We start from the raw sequence: 17,908 nt of genomic DNA, 5'->3' as shown, positions 1-17,908 counted from the left end.
AGGGGTGTCCGACCAGCGGCGCACACCCGCTAGACACCGATCCGATAACGGCCGTCGGACGGGGCTTTACCCCAGTTCTACGCGCGTTAATCTGACCCGGAACAGCCAGCGCCGGGAAGAGGCGCTTCCGAGAGACGAAGGGAACGTCCTCTTGCGTCGGGTATCCAAGCTTGCAGCCGCGGTCAGCGCCACCGCGGTCCTCGCGCTGACCGCCACCGCGTGTGGCGAGAGCTCCACCGAGTCGGGCAACGGCGAGAAGGACAAGGGCATCGGCCTGGCCTTCGACGTCGGCGGTGCCGACGACCACTCCTTCAACCAGTCCGCCAACCGCGGTGCGGAGAAGGCCTCGAAGGAGTTCGACATCCCTCTCGAGACCGTCACGGCCGGCAACAACGAGACCGAGTCGCAGCGCGAGCAGCGCCTCACCCAGCTGGCCTCGGCCGGCTACAACCCGGTCATCGGCGTCGGCTTCGCCTACGGCAAGTCGATCGAGAAGGTCTCCAAGGAATTCCCGAAGACCACCTTCGGCGTCGTCGACTCCGTGGTCGAGGGCGAGGAGAAGAACGTCGACAGCATGGTGTTCTCCGAGCACGAGGGCTCCTACCTCGCCGGTGTCGCCGCCGCGCTGAAGACCAAGACCGACAAGGTCGGCTTCATCGGCGGCGTGGACAACGCGCTGATCCAGAAGTTCGAGGCGGGCTTCGCGCAGGGCGTGAAGGACACGGGCAAGGACGTCCAGGTCGTCACCGAGTACCTGTACCCGAACAACCCGAAGGGCTTCAACGACCCCGCCGCCGCCAAGGAGAAGGCGAAGGGGATGCTCTCCCGGGACATCGACGTCGTCTACAGCGCCGCGGGCCAGTCCGGCGCGGGCTCGATCGAGGCCATCCACGACGAGGGCGACGGCGCCTGGGCGATCGGTGTCGACTCCGACCAGTACCAGCAGCCGGGCCTGGCGGAGTACAAGGACGTCATCCTCACCTCCGTGGTGAAGAACGTCGACGTCGCGGTCTACGACCTGATCAAGAGCGTGCACGAGGGCGACCCGATCACCGGTGTGAACTCGTACACCCTCAAGGAGGACGGCGTCTCGCTCGCCACCTCCGGCGGCTTCATCGACGACATCATGCCGAAGATCGAAGAGGCCAAGACGAAGATCACCAGCGGCGAGGTCAAGGTCAGCGACACCCCCGAGAAGTGACGGGTCCGCTCGACCGGGTCACCTGACCCGCGCGGCGTGGGCCCGGTGCGGAGGGCGCAGCACCGCCCTCCGCACCGGGCCCGCTTTCTCGGCGGAACGCTACGCGCGTAGCGTGCCTCACACGCCACCACGCGCGATACCGTCACTCCCGCCCCACACGACACGCGTCACCCGCCCAGCCCACACACCTCACTCCTTCGCCCGGTCCCTCCGAGGAGAGTGCGTCATCAAAGCGTCCAGCAGCAGCCCCACGGCAGCCGGCCCACCGGCAGACAGCGCACCTGCCGTCGAGCTCCACGGCATCACCAAGCGGTTCCCCGGCGTCGTGGCCAACCACGACATCGACATCACCGTCCGGCGCGGCACCGTGCACGCCCTCGTCGGGGAGAACGGCGCAGGCAAGTCGACCCTGATGAAGATCCTCTACGGCATGCAGGCGCCGGACGAGGGCACCATCACGGTCGCCGGCGAGAAGGTCTCCTTCCGTACGCCCGCCGACGCCATCGCCCGCGGCATCGGCATGGTGCACCAGCACTTCATGCTCGCCGACAACCTCACGGTGCAGGAGAACGTCGTCCTCGGCGCCGAGAAGCTGCACGGCATCGGCTCCGGCGCGCGCCGGAAGATCAAGGAACTGTCCGACGCGTACGGCCTGGCGATCCGCCCGGACGTGCTCGTCGAGGAGCTCGGCGTCGCCGACCGGCAGCGCGTGGAGATCCTCAAGGTCCTCTACCGCGGCGCCCGCACGCTCATCCTCGACGAGCCCACGGCCGTGCTCGTGCCGCAGGAGGTCGACGCACTGTTCGACAACCTGCGCGAGCTCAAGGCCGAGGGCCTCACCGTCATCTTCATCTCGCACAAACTGGGCGAGGTGCTGACCGTCGCGGACGACATCACCGTCATCCGGCGCGGCACCACGGTCGCCTCCCTGCACCCGTCCGAGACCACCCCCAAGCAGCTCGCCGAGCTGATGGTCGGCAGCGAACTCCCGTCCCCGGAGACCCGCGAGTCGACCGTCACCGACGTCGAGATGCTGAAGGTCGACGGGCTGCACCTGTCCGCCACCGACCCGGACGGCAGCGTCCGCGCGGTCCTGGACGGCATCACCTTCACCATCCGCAAGGGCGAGGTGCTCGGCGTCGCCGGCGTCGAGGGCAACGGACAGGCCGAACTGGTCGAGGCCGTCATGGGTCTGCGCGACCCCGACGGCGGCAGCGTCACCCTCGACGGCCAGGACATCTCCCACCGCCCCACCCGCACCCGCCGCGAGGCGGGCATCGGCTACATCCCCGAGGACCGGCACCGGCACGGCCTGCTGCTGGAGGCCCCGCTGTGGGAGAACCGCATGCTGGGCCACGTCACCGAGGCGCCCAACAGCCGCGGCGCACTCCTCGACATCAAGGCCGCCCGCACCGACACCGCGCGCATCGTCACCGACTACGACGTCCGTACGCCCGGCATCGAGGTCACCGCGGCCAGCCTCTCCGGCGGCAACCAGCAGAAGCTGATCGTCGGCCGCGAGATGAGCCACCACCCCAAGCTGCTGATCGCCGCCCACCCCACCCGCGGCGTGGACGTCGGCGCGCAGGCGCAGATCTGGGACCAGATCCGCGAGGCGCGCCGCGAAGGACTGGCGGTCCTGCTGATCTCCGCCGACCTGGACGAGCTGATCGGGCTCTCCGACACCCTGCGGGTGATGTACCGCGGCCGCCTGGTCGCGGACGCCGACCCCGCCACCATCACCCCTGAGGAGTTGGGCTCCGCCATGACCGGCGCCGCCAGCGGCCACCTCGAAGCGTCCGAGAGCGGCTCCGCCGCAGGCGTCGAGGACGAGACGGGCGAGGGAGGGAAGCGGCTGTGAAGTCGTTCAAGCTCGACAAGAACCGCCTGATCCTCGGCCTTGCCGCCCCCCTGCTGGCCCTCGTGGCCGCCGTCGTCATCACCTCGATCGTCCTGCTGGCCACCGGCAAGGACCCGCTCTACGCCTACTCGGTGATGCTCGACTACGGCTCCAAGAGCGACAGCCAGGTCTGGATCATCAACAAGGCGATCCCGTACTACCTGTCCGCGCTGGCCGTCGCCATCGGCTTCCGGATGAACCTCTTCAACATCGGCGTGGACGGCCAGTACCGCATCGCCGCGTTCTTCGCGGCCGTCGTCGGCGGCGCGCTGACGCTCCCCGGACTGGTGCAGATCCCGCTGATCATCCTGGTCGCGGTCGTCGTCGGCGCGATCTGGTCCGGCATCGCGGGCTTCCTGAAGGTGACCCGCGGCGTCAGCGAGGTCATCACCACGATCATGCTGAACTTCATCGCCGCCTCCTTCATCGGCTACTTCCTCCAGGAAGGCCGACTGGCGGTCAAGGACGGCAACCTGTTCCACACGCCGAACATCCCCGAGTCCAGCCACTTCTTCTTCCTGCCGACCAGCCCCGACCCGATCAACGGCTTCGTGTTCCTCGCCGCCGCCGTCGGCCTCGGCTACTGGTTCATGCTCAACCGCACCCGCTTCGGCTTCGACCTGCGGTCCGTGGGCCGCTCCGAGTCGGCCGCCCAGGCCAGCGGCGTCAGCGTGAAGAAGATGGTCGTCACCTCGATGGTGCTCTCGGGCGCGGCCGCCGGCCTGGTCGGCATGCCGATCCTGCTCGGCGAGGTCCACAACTACGGCAACGACTTCCCCGCCGGCATCGGCTTCACCGGCATCGCGCTCGCGCTGCTGGGCCGCAACAACGCGGTCGGCATGGCGTTCGCCGCCCTGCTGTGGGGCTTCCTCGACCGCACCGGCGGCCGGCTGGAGATCGAGGACTACGCGTCGGAGACCGTCGAGGTCATGAAGGGCGTCATCGTCCTCTGCGTGGTCATCGCCTATGAACTCGTCCGCCGCTACGGCCTCCGCCGCCAGCAGCGCACGGTCGGCGAGCAGCTCGCCAAGCAGGCCCGGAAGAACGACAAGGCGGAGGTGTCCGCGTGAGCACGAACCTCTCCGCCAAGGTCTCGGAGTCCCTCTCCTCGAAGGGGAAGGACAGCAAGCCGCGCCGCAGGCTGTCCTGGCCGTGGATCCTGCTCATCATCGCCGGCGCGCTGCTGCTGCTGTCCACACTCCGCGAGATCACCGGCGTCGGCGGCCTCACCGGCTTCGGCACCTACTCCACCGCACTGAGCTGGTCGGTCCCCATCGGCCTGGCCGGCCTCGGCGGGCTCTGGTCCGAACGCGCCGGCGTCATCAACATCGGCCTCGAAGGCATGATGATCATCGGCACGTTCACCGCCGGCTGGATCGGCTGGCAGTACGGGCCGTGGGCCGCGGTCGTCGCCGGCATGGCCGGCGGCGCGCTCGGCGGCCTCGTGCACGCCATGGCCACCGTCACCTTCGGCGTCGACCACATCGTCTCCGGTGTGGCCGTGAACATCCTGGCGCTCGGCTCCACCCAGTTCCTCGCCAAGCAGTTCTTCGGCACCCCCGGCAGCGAAGCGGCCATGGCCGGCGGCAACGACCGGCAGTCCCCGCCCATCGAGGACATGTCGGAGTTCTCCGTACCCCTGCTGGCCGACTGGCTCGCCTCACTGGAGGAACAGGGCTGGTTCTTCGTCTCCGACACCGCCGGCATCGCCCGCGCCGCAGTCGACAGCGTCTCCTGGGTGACGCTGCTCGCCGCCGGACTCTTCGTGATGACCTTCTTCGTGCTGTGGCGCTCGTCCTTCGGCCTCCGGCTCCGCTCCTGCGGCGAGAACCCGGTCGCCGCCGAGTCGCTGGGCGTCAACGTCTACAAGTACAAGTACGCGGCCATCACCATGTCCGGCGCGCTCGCCGGCCTCGGCGGCGCGTTCCTGGCCCTCTACGTGCACCACTACCAGGAGGACCAGACCGGCGGCCGCGGCTACATCGGCCTCGCCACCATGATCTTCGGCAACTGGCGTCCCGGCGGCGTCGCCATGGGCGCCGGTATCTTCGGCTTCATGGACGGCACCCAGCTCCGCGGCGGCGGCACCACCATCCACGCGCTGCTGCTCGTCTTCGCGGTGCTGCTCGTCGGCTACGGCCTGTGGAAGCTGTACAAGGGCTCGCGGACCGGCGGCATGGTCGCCGTCGCGTCCGGCATCCTCGTCGCACTCTGGTACGCCGCCACCGACACCGTGCCGCGCGAGATCGTCGAGGCGAGCCCGTACATCACCACCCTGCTCGTGCTGTGTCTGGCGACCCAGCGGCTACGGGTGCCGAAGACCATCGGCAAGCCGTACCGGAAGGGCCAGGGCACGTGAGCGTGCACGCTCCGGACACCGACTGGGAGGCCCTGCGGGAGCAGGCCCGGGATGCCATGTCCCGGGCCTACGCCCCCTACTCGGGCTTCCCGGTCGGCGCCGCCGCCCTCGTCGACGACGGCCGCACGGTCTCCGGCTGCAACGTGGAGAACGCGGCGTACGGCGTCGCGCTGTGCGCCGAGTGCGGCCTCGTCTCCGAGCTGGTGGCGACCGGCGGCGGCCGGCTCACCGCCTTCACCTGCTGCGACCGCAACGGCGCCCGCCTCATGCCGTGCGGGCGCTGCCGCCAGCTGCTGTGGGAGCACGGCGGCCCCGAACTGCTGCTGGACACCGCGCGCGGCGTGCGTCCGCTGTCCGAGCTGCTGCCGGACGCGTTCGGGCCCGACGACCTCGCCCGCTGACCGCCCGCCTCCACGAACCCTCCCCGGCTTAAGGAACTCATGGACGCCATCTCCGTCATCCGCGCCAAGCGCGACGGGCACCCGCTGAGCGACGAGCAGATCGACTGGGTCATCGACGCGTACACCCGCGGCGCCGTCGCCGACGAGCAGATGTCCGCCCTCGCCATGGCGATCCTCCTCAACGGCATGACGCGGGCGGAGATCGCTCGCTGGACGGCCGCGATGATCGCCTCCGGCGAGCGGATGGACTTCTCCTCCCTCGCCCGCCCCACCGCCGACAAGCACTCCACCGGCGGCGTCGGCGACAAGATCACCCTGCCGCTCGCCCCGCTCGTCGCCGCCTGCGGCGCGGCCGTCCCGCAGCTCTCCGGCCGCGGCCTCGGCCACACCGGCGGCACCCTCGACAAGCTGGAGTCGATTCCCGGCTGGCGGGCCTCGCTGAGCAACGCCGAGATGCTGGGCATCCTCGACTCCGCCGGCGCGGTGGTCTGCGCGGCCGGAGACGGCCTCGCGCCCGCCGACAAGAAGCTCTACGCGCTGCGCGACGTGACCGGCACGGTCGAGGCCATCCCGCTGATCGCCAGCTCCATCATGAGCAAGAAGATCGCCGAGGGCACCGGTTCGCTGGTGCTGGACGTGAAGGTCGGCTCCGGCGCCTTCATGAAGACCGTCGAGGACGCGCGCGAACTGGCCTCCACCATGGTCGGTCTCGGCACCGACCACGGGGTGCGGACCGTCGCCCTGCTCACCGACATGTCCACGCCGCTCGGCCGCACCGCCGGCAACGCCCTCGAGGTGCGCGAGTCGGTCGAGGTCCTGGCGGGCGGGGGACCGGCGGACGTGGTCGAGCTGACCCTCGCGCTGGCGCGCGAGATGCTCGCCGCGGCCGGACTGCCGGACGCCGACCCCGCGAAGGCGCTCGCCGACGGCTCCGCGATGGACGTGTGGCGCCGCATGATCGCCGCCCAGGGCGGCGACCCCGACGCGGACCTGCCCGTCGCCCGCGAGCAGCACGTGGTCACCGCCCCGACGAGCGGCGTTCTCACCTCGCTGGACGCGTACGCCGTCGGCGTCGCCGCCTGGCGCCTCGGCGCGGGCCGCGCCCGCAAGGAGGACCCGGTCCAGGCCGGTGCGGGCGTCGAGCTGCACGCCAAGCAGGGGGAGCGGGTGGAGGCGGGCGCCCCGCTGATGACGCTGCACACCGACACCCCGGAGAAGTTCGACTACGCGCTCGCCGCGCTCGACGACGCCTTCGCCCTCGGCGACACGGCGGTCGACGTCCCGGCGTCCGTGGTGTTGGAACGTATCGCCTGACCTGTGACGCTCTCGTTCGGGTGAACGGGCCGGTGGACCCCACCGGCCCGTTCGGCATGATGGCATCGGTGACGCATCGATAGGGGAGACCGCCATGTCCGCACTCCCCGTCGACCACCAGGGGTGAAGATCATCGAGGGGATCACCGAGGCACCACCGCCAGCCAACGCGTACAACGTCACCGCCGAACTCGTTCAGCGCCTGCTCTACTCAAACCGCGTACCGGCGGAGGCTGCGCAGCTCGTCGTGGAGATCTTCGCGGGGCAACGCGAACCACGACTGGATCACGGGCCCGACGGACACGACGACGGGCGTACCGCTCAGGCCGCGAGCAACGCCGTGCGGCGGGCGCGGCGCGTGGCGTAGAGGGTGACGCCGGCCGCCCCGACCAGCGCGAGGAGCGAGAACGCGACCGTCGCCGGCCAGCCCCCGCCGTGGTACGCCAGCGCGCCGACCGTGCCGCCGACGGAACTGCCCAGGTAGTACGCCATCTGGTAGAGCGCCGACGCCTGCGCCCGCCCCTCGGTGGCCGTGCGGCTCACCGAGCCGGACGCCACGGCGTGCCCCGCGAAGAAGCCCGCCGTGATGAGCACCAGGCCGCCCGCGACGGCGAGCAGGCTGTCTGCGAGGGACAGCAGCAGCCCGGTCGTCGTCGTCATGATCGCTACGTACAGCGCGCCGCGCCGGCCCAGACGTCCGTGCAGGCGGCCCGACGTCGCGGACGACACCGTGCCCACCAGGTAGATGGCGAAGATCGAGCCCGCCAGCCCCTGCGACAGCCCGAACGGCTCGCCGACCAGGCGGTAGCCGATCACGGTGTAGACCGCACCGAAGACGGTCATGAACAGCAGCCCGATGACGTACAGCCGGACCAGCAGCGGGTTCGCCAGGTGCGTGCGCACGGTCCGCGCCAGCGCGCGCGGGCTCACCCGCGACGGGGTGAAGTGGCGTGCCCTCGGGGCCAGCACGGCGTACGCCACGGCGCACAGTAGCGTCGCCACGCCCAGCGCGGCCAGCGCGGCGCGCCAGCCCCACATCTGGGTGACCCAGCCGGTGAGGATGCGTCCGGACATGCCGCCGATGCTGTTGCCCGCGACGAACAGGCCGACCGCGCCGACCAGCGCCCGGGCCCGCACCTCCTCGGAGAGGAACGCCATGGCCGACGCGGGAACTCCCGCGATCGCGACGCCCTGGGCCACGCGCAGCGCGGTCAGCGCATCAAGCGACGGAGCCAGCGGCATCACCAGCGCGAGCGCCACCGCCACCGCCAGCGAGACGGTCATCGTCCGGCGGCGACCGAACCGTTCGGACAGGGCGCTCAGCGGCAGCACGGCGACGGCCAGGCCGATCGTCGCGCCGGACACCGTCCAGCTCGCCCGGCCCGCGGTGACGCCGAGGTCCGCCGAGATCGCCGGCAGCAGCGCCTGCGTGGAGTAGAGAAGGCCGAACGCGACCAGGCCGGCGGCGAAGAGCGCCAGGCTCAGCCGACGGTATCCGGGGTCGCCCGGCCGGTACTTGGTGGACTCGGGGTCGTCGGACCGGGCACCGGCGCGCGGGGGTACGGCGCCCACTCCCCCGGTGGACGCCCTGGTATCAGCAGAAGGCATGCCCCGAACGTACGACCGTCCCCGCTCATGCGTCCAATGCACGAAACTGCGAGAATCGTTCCACCAGCGCATCAATCGAGGTGAGGGCCACCCGTGTCACCGACCCGAAACGACGAAGACATTTCCGTGACATCCCCGACATCGGACACCGGGCACGACTGGGGACTGGAGCTGACGCCCCGGCTCGCCCACTTCGCCGCCGTCGCGCGCCACGAGCACGTCACCCGCGCCGCCCAGGAGCTGGGTGTCCCGCAGTCCACGCTCAGCCGGGCGCTGGCCCGGCTGGAGGACGACCTGGGCGTCGCCCTCTTCGCCCGCCGCGGCCGGACGGTCTCCCTCACCCCCGCCGGACACACCTTCCGCGTCGCCGCCGAACGGGCGCTCGCCGCCGTGGAGCAGGCCGCCGAGTCCGTGCGCTCCGACGCCGATCCCGCGACGGGCAAGGTCGCGTTCGGCTTCCTGCACACCCTTGGCTGGGAGACGGTGCCCGGCCTGATCCGCGCCTTCCGCGCCGAGCACCCCGGTGTGCGGTTCGCGCTGGTGCAGAACTACGGCGAGGCCATGCTGGAACGGCTCGCCGCCGGGGGCCTGGACCTGTGCCTCACCTCGCCCATCCCGGACACCGCCGAACTCGCCGCGCGCGGGCTGGTGGCACGGCGGTTGGACGAACAGCGGCTGCGGCTCGTCGTGCCCGACGACCACCGGCTTGCCGCCCGCAAACGCGTCCGGCTCGCGGAGGCCGCCGAGGAGCCGTTCGTCACCCTGGAACCGGGCTACGGGATGCGGCGCATCCTGGAGGCGCTGTGCGCGCAGGCCGGGTTCCAGCCGCGCATCGCCTTCGAGGGCGAGGAGGCGGAGACCATCCGCGGGCTCGTGGCGGCAGGGCTGGGCGTCGCCCTGCTGCCCCCGCCGGCGGTACCCCGGCCGGGGGTGCGGGAACTGGCGGTGACCGCGCCGCGGGCGGTGCGGGAGATCGGGCTCGCGTGGATCGACGGCCGTGACCCCGAGCCCCCGCCGGTCGCGGCGTTCCGCCGCTTCCTGCTCGCCCGCCGCGGCACGCTGCTGGGCTGACGCCCGGCCTGCTTGCCCGCTCCCGTCCCCCTCGCCGTCGCCGAAGGCGCGGGGAATTCCGGCGGGAACACGCCGCCGGTGCAGGCTCCCCGGACCAAGCCGGGACCGCCCTGCAGCGTCGGAGCCATGGGCCCTCACGGGCCCGCCAGGGCCGTGGGGAGCATGGCGAGGCGGACGGACGCCCCCCGTACCCGTTCGCCCCCGGATACGCGACGACCGCGCCCACCCCTCCGGCAGGGAGGTACCCCGGCCCGACTGGCTGCGGGGGAGGGGCGCCGTAGCGTGCGCGGCGGGGCTCGGGCGATCCGCCGGGGCGGTCCCCAGCTAGCGGCGCAGCGAGCGGCCGAAGCCCGTGGCCAGCGGCATCCGCAGGCCCAGCGGCGGCGGAGCCGCCATCGCGTCCGTGAGCGGCCGGCAGAAGTCACGTTCGCACAAGGTGCCCAGCACGAAGTCCTCGGCCAGCGCCGCGACTTCCTGCCGGTGCTGGAACAGTGCATGCCCGTCGGTGTGCACCTCGAACCGGCACACGTCCGCGTTCACCTTCTTCGCCCGCGCGGCCAGCCGGAACGACGTCTCCGGGTGGCTGTGCGCGTCGTCGGTGCCGTGCACCATCAGCACGTTGCGGCCCGCGAGTTGCCTCACCGGCTCCTCCTCCCGGCCGTCGGGCAGCCAGGGCGCCAGGGCGAGGACGGAGGCGACCGCCGGGTGCCCGGCGGCGCGCAGCGCGGCCCGCGCGCCGACGTCGGTGCCGGCCAGGCACACCGGCACGTCGCCGTAGCGGCGCACCACCTCGTCGACCGCCCACTCCGCGTCGCCCGCCGTGTGCGCCTCGGCGCCGTTCCAGCCCCGGTACCGATAGCGCACGACGTGCACCGCCAGGTCCGCCTCCCGTCCGGTGCGGGCGAACCTCCGGGCCAGCGGCAGCATCGCCGCGGTGGCGCGCGCCGAGGGACGCCGCACGCTGTGCGCAGTGCCGCCCGGCAGCAGCAGGACCACGCCGCACACCGCACGGTCGCCGCCCCGGGGTCTGCCCAACCTCGCTTCCCTGACCGGCACTCGGTCCGGCAACGCCTGCTGAGTCATGGGCGCCACGATGGCAGACGCCGCGCCGCTGCGGGACGCCCCGTACAGCACCTTCACGACCCGTCGGGGCCCGCGCAGGCGACCGTGGCGGTCTACGCGCGTAGGCGCTACAGTACGAAAATGACGAGCGAGACACCCCTCACCATTCCGACACCGGAGCAGATTCGTCGCGCCCCTAAGGTGCTGCTGCACGACCACCTCGACGGCGGGCTGCGCCCGGCCACCATCATCGAACTGGCCCGCGAGGTGGGCTACGAGGGGCTGCCGGAGTCCGAGGACGCCGAGCGGCTCGACTCCTGGTTCCGGGAGTCCGCGGACTCCGGCTCCCTGGAGCGGTACCTGGAGACGTTCTCGCACACCTGCGCCGTGATGCAGACGCGCGACGCGCTGGTTCGGGTCGCCGCCGAGTGCGCCGAGGACCTCGCCGCCGACGGCGTGGTCTACGCCGAGGTGCGCTACGCCCCCGAGCAGCACCTGGAGGCGGGTCTCACCCTGGAGCAGGTCGTGGAGGCGGTCAACGAGGGCTTCCGCGAGGGCGAGCGCCGGGCGCGCGAGGCGGGCCGCCGCATCCGCGTCGGCGCGCTGCTCACCGCGATGCGGCACGCGGCCCGGGCGCTGGAGATCGCCGAGCTGGCGAATCGTTACCGCGACCTCGGCGTCGTCGGCTTCGACATCGCGGGCGCCGAGGCCGGCCACCCGCCCACCCGCCACCTCGACGCGTTCGAGTACCTCAAGCGGGAGAACAACCACTTCACCATCCACGCCGGTGAGGCGTTCGGCCTCCCGTCGATCTGGCAGGCGCTCCAGTGGTGCGGCGCCGACCGGCTCGGACACGGCGTCCGCATCATCGACGACATCCAGGTCGCCGACGACGGGCAGGTCAAGCTGGGCCGGCTGGCGTCGTACGTGCGGGACAAGCGGGTGCCACTGGAGCTGTGCCCGTCGTCGAACCTCCAGACCGGTGCGGCCGCCTCGTACGCGGAACACCCCATCGGGCTGCTGCGCCGGCTCCACTTCCGCGCCACGGTCAACACCGACAACCGGCTGATGAGCGGCACCAGCATGAGCGGCGAGTTCCAGCACCTGGTGGACACCTTCCGCTACACGCTGGACGACATGCAGTGGTTCACCGTCAACGCGATGAAGTCCGCGTTCATCCCTTTCGATGAACGTCTCGCCATGATCAACGAGGTCGTCAAGCCGGGCTACGCCAAGCTGAAGTCCGAGTGGCTGTTCCACGACCCGGTCCCGGGCGCGGCTCCGACCAGCGGTTCCGCGGACTCGGCAGGCTGATCCGGACCTGTGGGCGAGGCGGTCGGGGAGCACGGCGACACGCCCCTCCCCGGCCGCCTCCACCTGTTTGCGGGTGATCCACGGGCCTGGCTACGTTCGCCGGAACCGCCCGAAGATCCCCCACGACAGGACGTGTCACCCATGAAGCACGGAACGATCAAGGCCCTCGGCGTCACCGCGCTCGGCGCCGCCTTCGCGGCCTCCGGTGCCGGCGCCGCCTCCGCCGCCGACCTCGGCGAGACGGTGGAGACCACGGGCCGCCAGCTGGTGTCCGCCCCGCCGGTGCAGGACGCGATGGCCGGTGGCGACTCCGTCGCCCGGATGCCCACCGCCTCCGACGACGTGGTCGCCTCCACCCTGCCGGCCGACGTGGCGAAGGCCGAGGGCGGCGAGGGCACGGAGGGCGGCGAAGGCGGTCCGGGCAAGATGCTCGGTGGCCTGCCCCTCGCCGGTCAGCTCGCCGGCAACAGCGGCCCCACCGAGACGGTCACCGACACCCTCGGCGGCGGTCTGCCCACGGACGGCCTGCCGCTCACCAGCGGCTCCCTCGGCGGTGGCGGTCTGCCGCTGGGCTGACCGTCCGGCGCGGTGATCTCCCGCCGGTCCCGGTCCTCACCCGGTCGGCTGCCGCTGGGCGTTGGGCAGGAAGATCCACAGTGCCAGGTAGATCAGGAACTGCGGCCCGGGAAGCAGGCACGAGACGAGGAAGATCACGCGCATCGTTCCCGGCTTCATGCCGAACCGGCGGGCGAGTCCCGCGCACACCCCGGCGATCATCCGGTTGTCGTGCGGGCGTACGAGTGCGGCCATGACGGCGGCTCCCATCTGTGTGCTTTCGAAGCGTTGCACCGGTCCCGGCGGTTCCCGGACCGTGTGATCCACCGTAGGGGGGCAACAGGGCGGAGAGCGTCCCGCTACGGGGCGATCCCGACCCTGGAACCTCTCGGGGTACGTCCCCGAGTACCCTCCTCCGCGAGGCCGACCCGGGGCCGGTCGTCCCGGTCCCGGGTGAACGGGCCCGCGGGAAGGCGCAGCAGCCGCTGGCGCAGCGACGGGTACAGCAGCAGGTGCGCGAGGGCCACGCCGGCGGCGTTGAGCATCATCGCGTCCACCGTCACCGGGCGGCTGGGTGCGCCGCTGCGCAGCACGGCCACGCCCAGCGCGAGGAACACCCCCATCAGCACCGTGCGCAGGGCCGTCGCCACCCGGGGCCCGTACAGCCGCCCGGCGGCGAGCGGGAGCAGTACGCCCACGGGGGTCAGGAGCAGGAGTTCACCGCCGATACCGATCAGCGCCGCCTGCGGCCCGGCCGCCAGGTCGGCCTGGATGGTCACGAAGGGCTGGAGGTTCGACGGCGGCACCCACGGGACGGTGCGGGGGCGCAGCATGAGCCAGCCGACCGTCAGGAGGTGGGCGCCGAGCAGGAGGGCGGCCGCCACCCGGATACGGGACGATGTGGCGCGCCCGGGGACATGACCGTGCACAACGAGGGAGACGCGGGCTTCCTCGCCCGCGGTTCCGGGCACCGCCCCCACGCTTCCGGGCACCCCCACAACCGGCCCTCGCGACCGGCCCCCGCCTCGCGATCGCATGTCGGCTCACGACCCGACTGGCGTGCCGGCCCTGTCCGCCGCGTCGGGGCTGTTGCGCAGTTCGGTGGTGCAGGCGATGCGCCGTGGCGGCTCCGGCACGGGGGCGTCCGCCGGCCCTGCCAGGACCACGGTGCCCTCCTGCGGCGCCCCGGCCTCCGTCTCGGCGAAGGTGCACACGATCTGCGCGAGGGCGAAAGGCGGCAGTCCGGACGGGGCGGTGCTGAGCCGCAGGGTGCCCGGCGGATCGGTCCGTGTGCCAGGCCCCACCTCCAGCTCAGGCGGTACCTGGCTGGCGAACCCGGCCGCACGCTCCCGGGGCCCGGGCTCGTCGGACAGCGTCTCCAGCAGCGCCCCGGCGACGTCCGCCCGTCCTGCGGGCAGTCGCACGGACCGCTGCACCGGGCTCACACGCGAGCCGCACACCAGGTAGACCCGTACCACGGTGTGCCGCGGCGCGGGGGTCCTCGGTCCGTCGTCGGGCAGCACACAGGCCACCCGCGAGGGCGCGGCCCCCGCGTCCACCGGTACCGAAGTCGGCTGGATACCGCAGCCGGCGACCGCCAGCAGCGGGAGCGCCGCGAGGGTCCCGGCGAGCGCGGCGCGCGAACGCCGCGGAGCGGCCGGAGCCGCGGGACGCGGTGGTGCGGTCCGGATCATGCCTCGTTCTCCCTGCCGGCGTCGTCGTCCCAGGGCGCGTCCCCGTGTCCCTCACCGTCCGCGTCCCGTCCGCCGTCGCGGCCGCGGTCCGGGTGCCGCCCGCGCGGCCGACGCCCGGCCGCGGCGTCCCCTTCCGGCTCGGCCAGCTCGCTCGCATCCCGCGGCAGGAGGAGGGTGAACACCGCGCCCTCGTCGGGCGTCTCGCCGTTCCGTGCGCGGATGGTGCCGCCGTGGATGTGCGCGTTCTCCATGGCGATGGACAGCCCGAGGCCGCTGCCCTCCGACCGCGGCCGGGACGCGCTCGCCTTGTAGAACCGGTCGAAGACGTGCGGCAGCACGTCCTCCGGGATGCCCGGCCCGTGGTCCGTCACCGCGATCACCAGCGCGTCGTCCCCCGACGGCGCCGCGCCCGGACGGACCCGCACCGACACCCGTACCGGAGAGCCGCCGTGCTTCAGCGCGTTGCCGATCAGGTTCGCCAGGATCACGTCCAGCCGCCGCGGGTCGAGTCGGGCCGTGATGCCGCGGTCCGCGTCGAGTTCCACCGCGTCCAGCCAGGCGCGGGCGTCGATGCACGCCGTCACCATGTCCGCCACGTCCACGTCGTCCAGCACCAGGCGTGCGGTGCCGGCGTCGAAGCGGGTGACCTCCATGAGGTTCTCCACCAGGTCGGCCAGCCGCCGCGTCTCGCTGACCACCAGGCCCACGGCCGGGGCGATCATCGGATCGAGGTTGTCCTGCTCCTCCTCCAGCACCTCCGTCACCGCGGAGATCGCGGTGAGCGGCGTCCGCAGTTCGTGCGACATGTCGGCGACGAACCTGCGCGAGGACGCCTCCCGGGCGCTCAACTCCGCCACCCGCTTCTCCAGCGAGGCGGCCGTGGCGTTGAACGTCCGGGACAGCTGCGCCAGTTCGTCCGTGCCGGAGACCTTCAGCCGGGTGTCGAGTTTCCCCTCGCCGAGCCGCCGGGCCGCGTCGCCCAGCCGCCGCACCGGCCGCAGCACGGTCGTCGCCGCCGCCTGCGCCAGCAGCATCGCGCCGATCAGGGCGAGCGCCGTCGCGATGCCGAGCGACCACGCCAGCGACGACAGGTCGTCCCGCTCGGCCGCCAGCGACTTCAGCATGTAGCCGCTGGGAGAGGGTTGCCGGCCGATCAGTTTCGCTCCGCCCACCAGGTAGGGGTCCTCCTCGCGGACCACGCGCTGCCAGTAGAGGTGGTAAGGGAAACGGTTCGCGTCGTCGACCTCGCGGCGCCGGTCGACGGCGCTCCGCAGGCTCTCCGGCACATCCGAGGACGTGAAGAAGCCCGGCGCCGAGGCGGCCCGGCAGGCGCTGCCGTTCCGGTCCTCGCCGAGCAGCACCACTTCGTACCCCTGGGTGCTGTTCGCCATCCGGCCCGCCGCGTCGCGCAGTTGTGCGCAGTCGTACTGCCGGGGCAGTTGGCCGACGTGGTCCTCCATCGCCTTGCGGAAGTCCTTCAGCGCCGCGTCCTGCGCGCGGGTCAGCACCGCGTCCCGGTTGAGCCAGTAGGCGATCCCGGACGCCGACACCGCGGCCGCCAGCGCCACCAGGGCGAACACCACCACCAGCCGCAGCCGCAACGTCGGCAGCAGGCCCGCCAGCCGGCTCCGAAAGCGCGTCAGAGCACCTCTCACGACGCCGCGTCCCTCCCCGGAACCGGCCGGACCGGCGCGGCGGCGGCCGTCACTGCGGGGCGTCCAGCCGGTACCCGACCCCGCGCACGGTGCGGATCAGCGTGGGGGAGGACGGCACGTCCTCCACCTTGGCGCGCAGCCGCTGCACACACGCGTCGACCAGGCGCGAGTCGCCCAGGTAGTCGTGTTCCCACACCAGCCGCAGCAGTTGCTGCCGGGAGAGCGCCTGACCCGGACGGCGGCTCAGCTCCAGCAGCAACCGCAGCTCGGTCGGCGTCAGTTGCAGATCCTCGCCGTTCTTGGTGACGGTCATCGCGGCCCGGTCGATCACCAGCGAGCCGAACGTCGCCGAGTCGCTGGCCTCCCGCTCGCCGCGCCGCATCACCGCGCGGATGCGCGCGTCCAGCACCCGCCCCTGCACCGGCTTGACGACGTAGTCGTCGGCGCCCGACTCCAGGCCCACCACCACATCGATGTCGTCGCTGCGTGCGGTCAGCAGGATGATCGGCAGCTGATCGGTCCGGCGGATGCGGCGGCACACCTCGAAACCGTCGATGCCCGGCAGCATCACGTCCAGCACGATCAGGTCCGGACGCTGCTCGCGCAGCATCTTCAGTCCGTCCTCGCCCGACGCCGCCGTCACCACTCGGTGACCCTGCCGCGACAGGCTCATCTCCAGGGCCGTACGGACCGCGTCGTCGTCCTCGATCAGCAACAGGAAAGCCACACGCGCCATTCTGTCCCATGCGCCCCGCACACTTCGACCGCACGGCGCTCCCGGCATCCCTTCGGACGACCCGGTCACGGTCCCGCGGCGCCTTGTGACAGGCCTGTGACAGTCGGGGGACCCCCTGATGAAACTGGCGCGGCAGTGTAGTCATCAGCAAGCAGGCGAACGGGCCGGCACCGGAAGAGGGAGGCGCGGGATGAGCACTCTGCACAGCACGAGGAGCAATGCAGCAGTCATCCAGACGCGTCTGCACACCACGACGGTTCCGCAGGCCCGCGTCGCGGAGAAGCCCGGCACGGTGAGCGGGCGGGGGTGCGCTCGCCGTGCCGGTCACAGCCGTCCGCCGCACATCGCAGCGGTGGAGGGCACCCGGGGGAACGCCGGCACCGGGGAGGTCGCGCGGGAGCCGCGCAGCGCCTCCTCGGAGGTTGAGTTCACGGATTACGTCCGCGAGCGCCGCGCCTCCCTCTACGCCACGGCCTACCATCTCACCGGCGACCGGTTCGAGGCCGAGGACCTGCTTCAGAGCGCGCTGTTCTCGACCTACCGGGCCTGGGACCGGATCACCGACAAGGCGGCCGTCGGCGGCTATCTGCGGCGCACCATGACGAACCTTCACATCAGCGCCTGGCGCCGCCGCAAGCTCAACGAGTACCCGACGGAGGAGCTGCCCGAGTCGCCCTCCGCCGACCACGACGCGATGCGCGGCACCGAACTGCGCGCCGTGCTCTGGCAGGCGCTCGCCCGGCTGCCCGAGACGCAGCGCACCATGCTGGTGCTCCGCTACTACGAGGGCCGCACAGACCTCGAGATCGCCGACATCCTGGACATCAGCGTGGGCACGGTGAAGAGCAGCATCTGGCGCTCGCTGCGCCGGCTGCGCGACGACGAGGTGCTGAGCCTCGGCCGGGACCAGGAGGAATGCTTCGGAGAGCTGGTCGCCTGACGCGACGGGCCCCGAGGGGGGAACGGGGGACACGGGGGACGACGGGTGCGGCCGGACGGGGGGTCCGGCCGCACCCGCCTTCGTTCGTCCGCCGAACGC

Annotated in this window: 18 protein-coding genes; 11 read left to right on the top strand and 7 right to left on the bottom strand. The window is 72.2% G+C overall.

Annotated elements, in window-relative coordinates; all coding sequences use genetic code 11:
* Window positions 1-151 precede the first annotated feature (151 nt).
* The 7 genes from E4198_RS08920 to E4198_RS08890 all read left to right on the top strand — a co-directional run bounded on the left by E4198_RS08920 (window position 152) and on the right by E4198_RS08890 (window position 7,541).
* Window positions 152-1,201, top strand: a complete 1,050-nt coding sequence (locus E4198_RS08920; RefSeq protein ID WP_136182700.1) for a BMP family ABC transporter substrate-binding protein — start codon at window positions 152-154, stop codon at window positions 1,199-1,201.
* 226 nt (window positions 1,202-1,427) lie between these two features.
* A complete protein-coding gene (locus E4198_RS08915) occupies window positions 1,428-3,062 on the top strand; it encodes an ABC transporter ATP-binding protein (RefSeq protein WP_136185274.1) in 1,635 nt (544 codons plus the stop codon).
* Window positions 3,059-4,171 (top strand): ABC transporter permease, encoded by a 1,113-nt coding sequence (locus E4198_RS08910; protein ID WP_136182699.1) that lies wholly within the window; start codon window positions 3,059-3,061, stop codon window positions 4,169-4,171. Before E4198_RS08915 ends, E4198_RS08910 begins: the two co-directional genes overlap by 4 nt.
* Window positions 4,168-5,460, top strand: coding sequence for an ABC transporter permease (locus E4198_RS25375; protein WP_136182698.1), 1,293 nt, complete (start codon window positions 4,168-4,170; stop codon window positions 5,458-5,460). Before E4198_RS08910 ends, E4198_RS25375 begins: the two co-directional genes overlap by 4 nt.
* Window positions 5,457-5,861, top strand: coding sequence for a cytidine deaminase (locus E4198_RS25370; protein WP_281727974.1), 405 nt, complete (start codon window positions 5,457-5,459; stop codon window positions 5,859-5,861). The genes E4198_RS25375 and E4198_RS25370 overlap by 4 nt, the downstream gene beginning before the upstream one ends.
* Before the next feature lie 39 nt (window positions 5,862-5,900).
* Window positions 5,901-7,175 carry a thymidine phosphorylase gene (locus E4198_RS08895; protein ID WP_136182697.1) on the top strand — a complete coding sequence of 425 codons (1,275 nt, stop codon included), beginning with the start codon at window positions 5,901-5,903 and terminating at the stop codon, window positions 7,173-7,175.
* A gap of 123 nt (window positions 7,176-7,298) precedes the next feature.
* A complete protein-coding gene (locus E4198_RS08890; protein WP_136182696.1) occupies window positions 7,299-7,541 on the top strand; it encodes a hypothetical protein in 243 nt (80 codons plus the stop codon).
* Here E4198_RS08890 and E4198_RS08885 read toward each other — a convergent pair.
* Complete coding sequence (locus tag E4198_RS08885; RefSeq protein WP_136182695.1) at window positions 7,496-8,782, bottom strand: MFS transporter; 1,287 nt, start codon at window positions 8,780-8,782, stop codon at window positions 7,496-7,498. The two genes, E4198_RS08890 and E4198_RS08885, sit on opposite strands and share 46 nt — an antisense overlap.
* A gap of 120 nt (window positions 8,783-8,902) precedes the next feature.
* Between E4198_RS08885 and E4198_RS08880 the strand changes: the two genes are divergently transcribed.
* Window positions 8,903-9,853, top strand: coding sequence for a LysR family transcriptional regulator (locus E4198_RS08880; RefSeq protein ID WP_136185272.1), 951 nt, complete (start codon window positions 8,903-8,905; stop codon window positions 9,851-9,853).
* 324 nt (window positions 9,854-10,177) lie between these two features.
* On the opposite strand, the gene E4198_RS08875 is transcribed toward E4198_RS08880, so the two are convergent.
* Window positions 10,178-10,936 carry an alpha/beta hydrolase gene (locus E4198_RS08875; protein ID WP_136182694.1) on the bottom strand — a complete coding sequence of 253 codons (759 nt, stop codon included), beginning with the start codon at window positions 10,934-10,936 and terminating at the stop codon, window positions 10,178-10,180.
* 120 nt (window positions 10,937-11,056) lie between these two features.
* Here E4198_RS08875 and E4198_RS08870 point away from each other — a divergent pair, with 120 nt between their 5' ends.
* Both E4198_RS08870 and E4198_RS08865 read left to right on the top strand, forming a co-directional pair.
* Entirely contained in the window at window positions 11,057-12,229 is a 1,173-nt protein-coding gene (locus E4198_RS08870; protein ID WP_136182693.1) for an adenosine deaminase, read from the top strand.
* Window positions 12,230-12,370: 141 nt separating this feature from the next.
* Window positions 12,371-12,805 (top strand): hypothetical protein, encoded by a 435-nt coding sequence (locus tag E4198_RS08865; protein ID WP_027765107.1) that lies wholly within the window; start codon window positions 12,371-12,373, stop codon window positions 12,803-12,805.
* 36 nt (window positions 12,806-12,841) lie between these two features.
* On the opposite strand, the gene E4198_RS08860 is transcribed toward E4198_RS08865, so the two are convergent.
* The 5 genes from E4198_RS08860 to E4198_RS08840 all read right to left on the bottom strand — a co-directional run bounded on the left by E4198_RS08860 (window position 12,842) and on the right by E4198_RS08840 (window position 16,860).
* Window positions 12,842-13,039: a PspC domain-containing protein gene (locus tag E4198_RS08860; RefSeq protein WP_136182692.1), complete on the bottom strand. Its 198-nt coding sequence runs from the start codon at window positions 13,037-13,039 to the stop codon at window positions 12,842-12,844.
* Window positions 13,040-13,143: 104 nt separating this feature from the next.
* Window positions 13,144-13,755, bottom strand: a complete 612-nt coding sequence (locus E4198_RS08855; RefSeq protein ID WP_247597605.1) for a VanZ family protein — start codon at window positions 13,753-13,755, stop codon at window positions 13,144-13,146.
* 72 nt (window positions 13,756-13,827) lie between these two features.
* Window positions 13,828-14,478 carry a hypothetical protein gene (locus tag E4198_RS08850; RefSeq protein ID WP_210732797.1) on the bottom strand — a complete coding sequence of 217 codons (651 nt, stop codon included), beginning with the start codon at window positions 14,476-14,478 and terminating at the stop codon, window positions 13,828-13,830.
* Window positions 14,475-16,133 carry a HAMP domain-containing sensor histidine kinase gene (locus E4198_RS08845; RefSeq protein WP_136182690.1) on the bottom strand — a complete coding sequence of 553 codons (1,659 nt, stop codon included), beginning with the start codon at window positions 16,131-16,133 and terminating at the stop codon, window positions 14,475-14,477. The genes E4198_RS08850 and E4198_RS08845 overlap by 4 nt, the downstream gene beginning before the upstream one ends.
* A gap of 49 nt (window positions 16,134-16,182) precedes the next feature.
* On the bottom strand, window positions 16,183-16,860 hold the full coding sequence (locus tag E4198_RS08840) for a response regulator transcription factor (RefSeq protein ID WP_027765104.1): 678 nt from the start codon (window positions 16,858-16,860) through the stop codon (window positions 16,183-16,185).
* Between the two features lie 199 nt (window positions 16,861-17,059).
* Here E4198_RS08840 and E4198_RS08835 point away from each other — a divergent pair, with 199 nt between their 5' ends.
* Complete coding sequence (locus E4198_RS08835; protein WP_136182689.1) at window positions 17,060-17,809, top strand: SigE family RNA polymerase sigma factor; 750 nt, start codon at window positions 17,060-17,062, stop codon at window positions 17,807-17,809.
* Window positions 17,810-17,908: the final 99 nt, after the last annotated feature.

This window comes from Streptomyces sp. RKND-216, from assembly GCF_004795255.1.
Taxonomy (GTDB): domain Bacteria; phylum Actinomycetota; class Actinomycetes; order Streptomycetales; family Streptomycetaceae; genus Streptomyces; species Streptomyces hazeniae.
Note: the sequence above shows the minus strand (reverse complement) of the source record. Positions and strands in the feature narration are given on the sequence as shown.

Excerpts from the sequence above, each read along its gene's own strand:
- E4198_RS08850 (WP_210732797.1), bottom strand. The coding sequence starts at position 14,478 with ATGATCCGGACCGCACCACCGCGTCCCGCGGCTCCGGCCGCTCCGCGG.
- E4198_RS08875 (WP_136182694.1), bottom strand. The coding sequence starts at position 10,936 with ATGACTCAGCAGGCGTTGCCGGACCGAGTGCCGGTCAGGGAAGCGAGG.
- E4198_RS08885 (WP_136182695.1), bottom strand. The coding sequence starts at position 8,782 with ATGCCTTCTGCTGATACCAGGGCGTCCACCGGGGGAGTGGGCGCCGTA.
- E4198_RS08860 (WP_136182692.1), bottom strand. The coding sequence starts at position 13,039 with ATGGCCGCACTCGTACGCCCGCACGACAACCGGATGATCGCCGGGGTG.
- E4198_RS08870 (WP_136182693.1), top strand. The coding sequence starts at position 11,057 with ATGACGAGCGAGACACCCCTCACCATTCCGACACCGGAGCAGATTCGT.
- E4198_RS08895 (WP_136182697.1), top strand. The coding sequence starts at position 5,901 with ATGGACGCCATCTCCGTCATCCGCGCCAAGCGCGACGGGCACCCGCTG.
- E4198_RS08865 (WP_027765107.1), top strand. The coding sequence starts at position 12,371 with ATGAAGCACGGAACGATCAAGGCCCTCGGCGTCACCGCGCTCGGCGCC.
- E4198_RS08835 (WP_136182689.1), top strand. The coding sequence starts at position 17,060 with ATGAGCACTCTGCACAGCACGAGGAGCAATGCAGCAGTCATCCAGACG.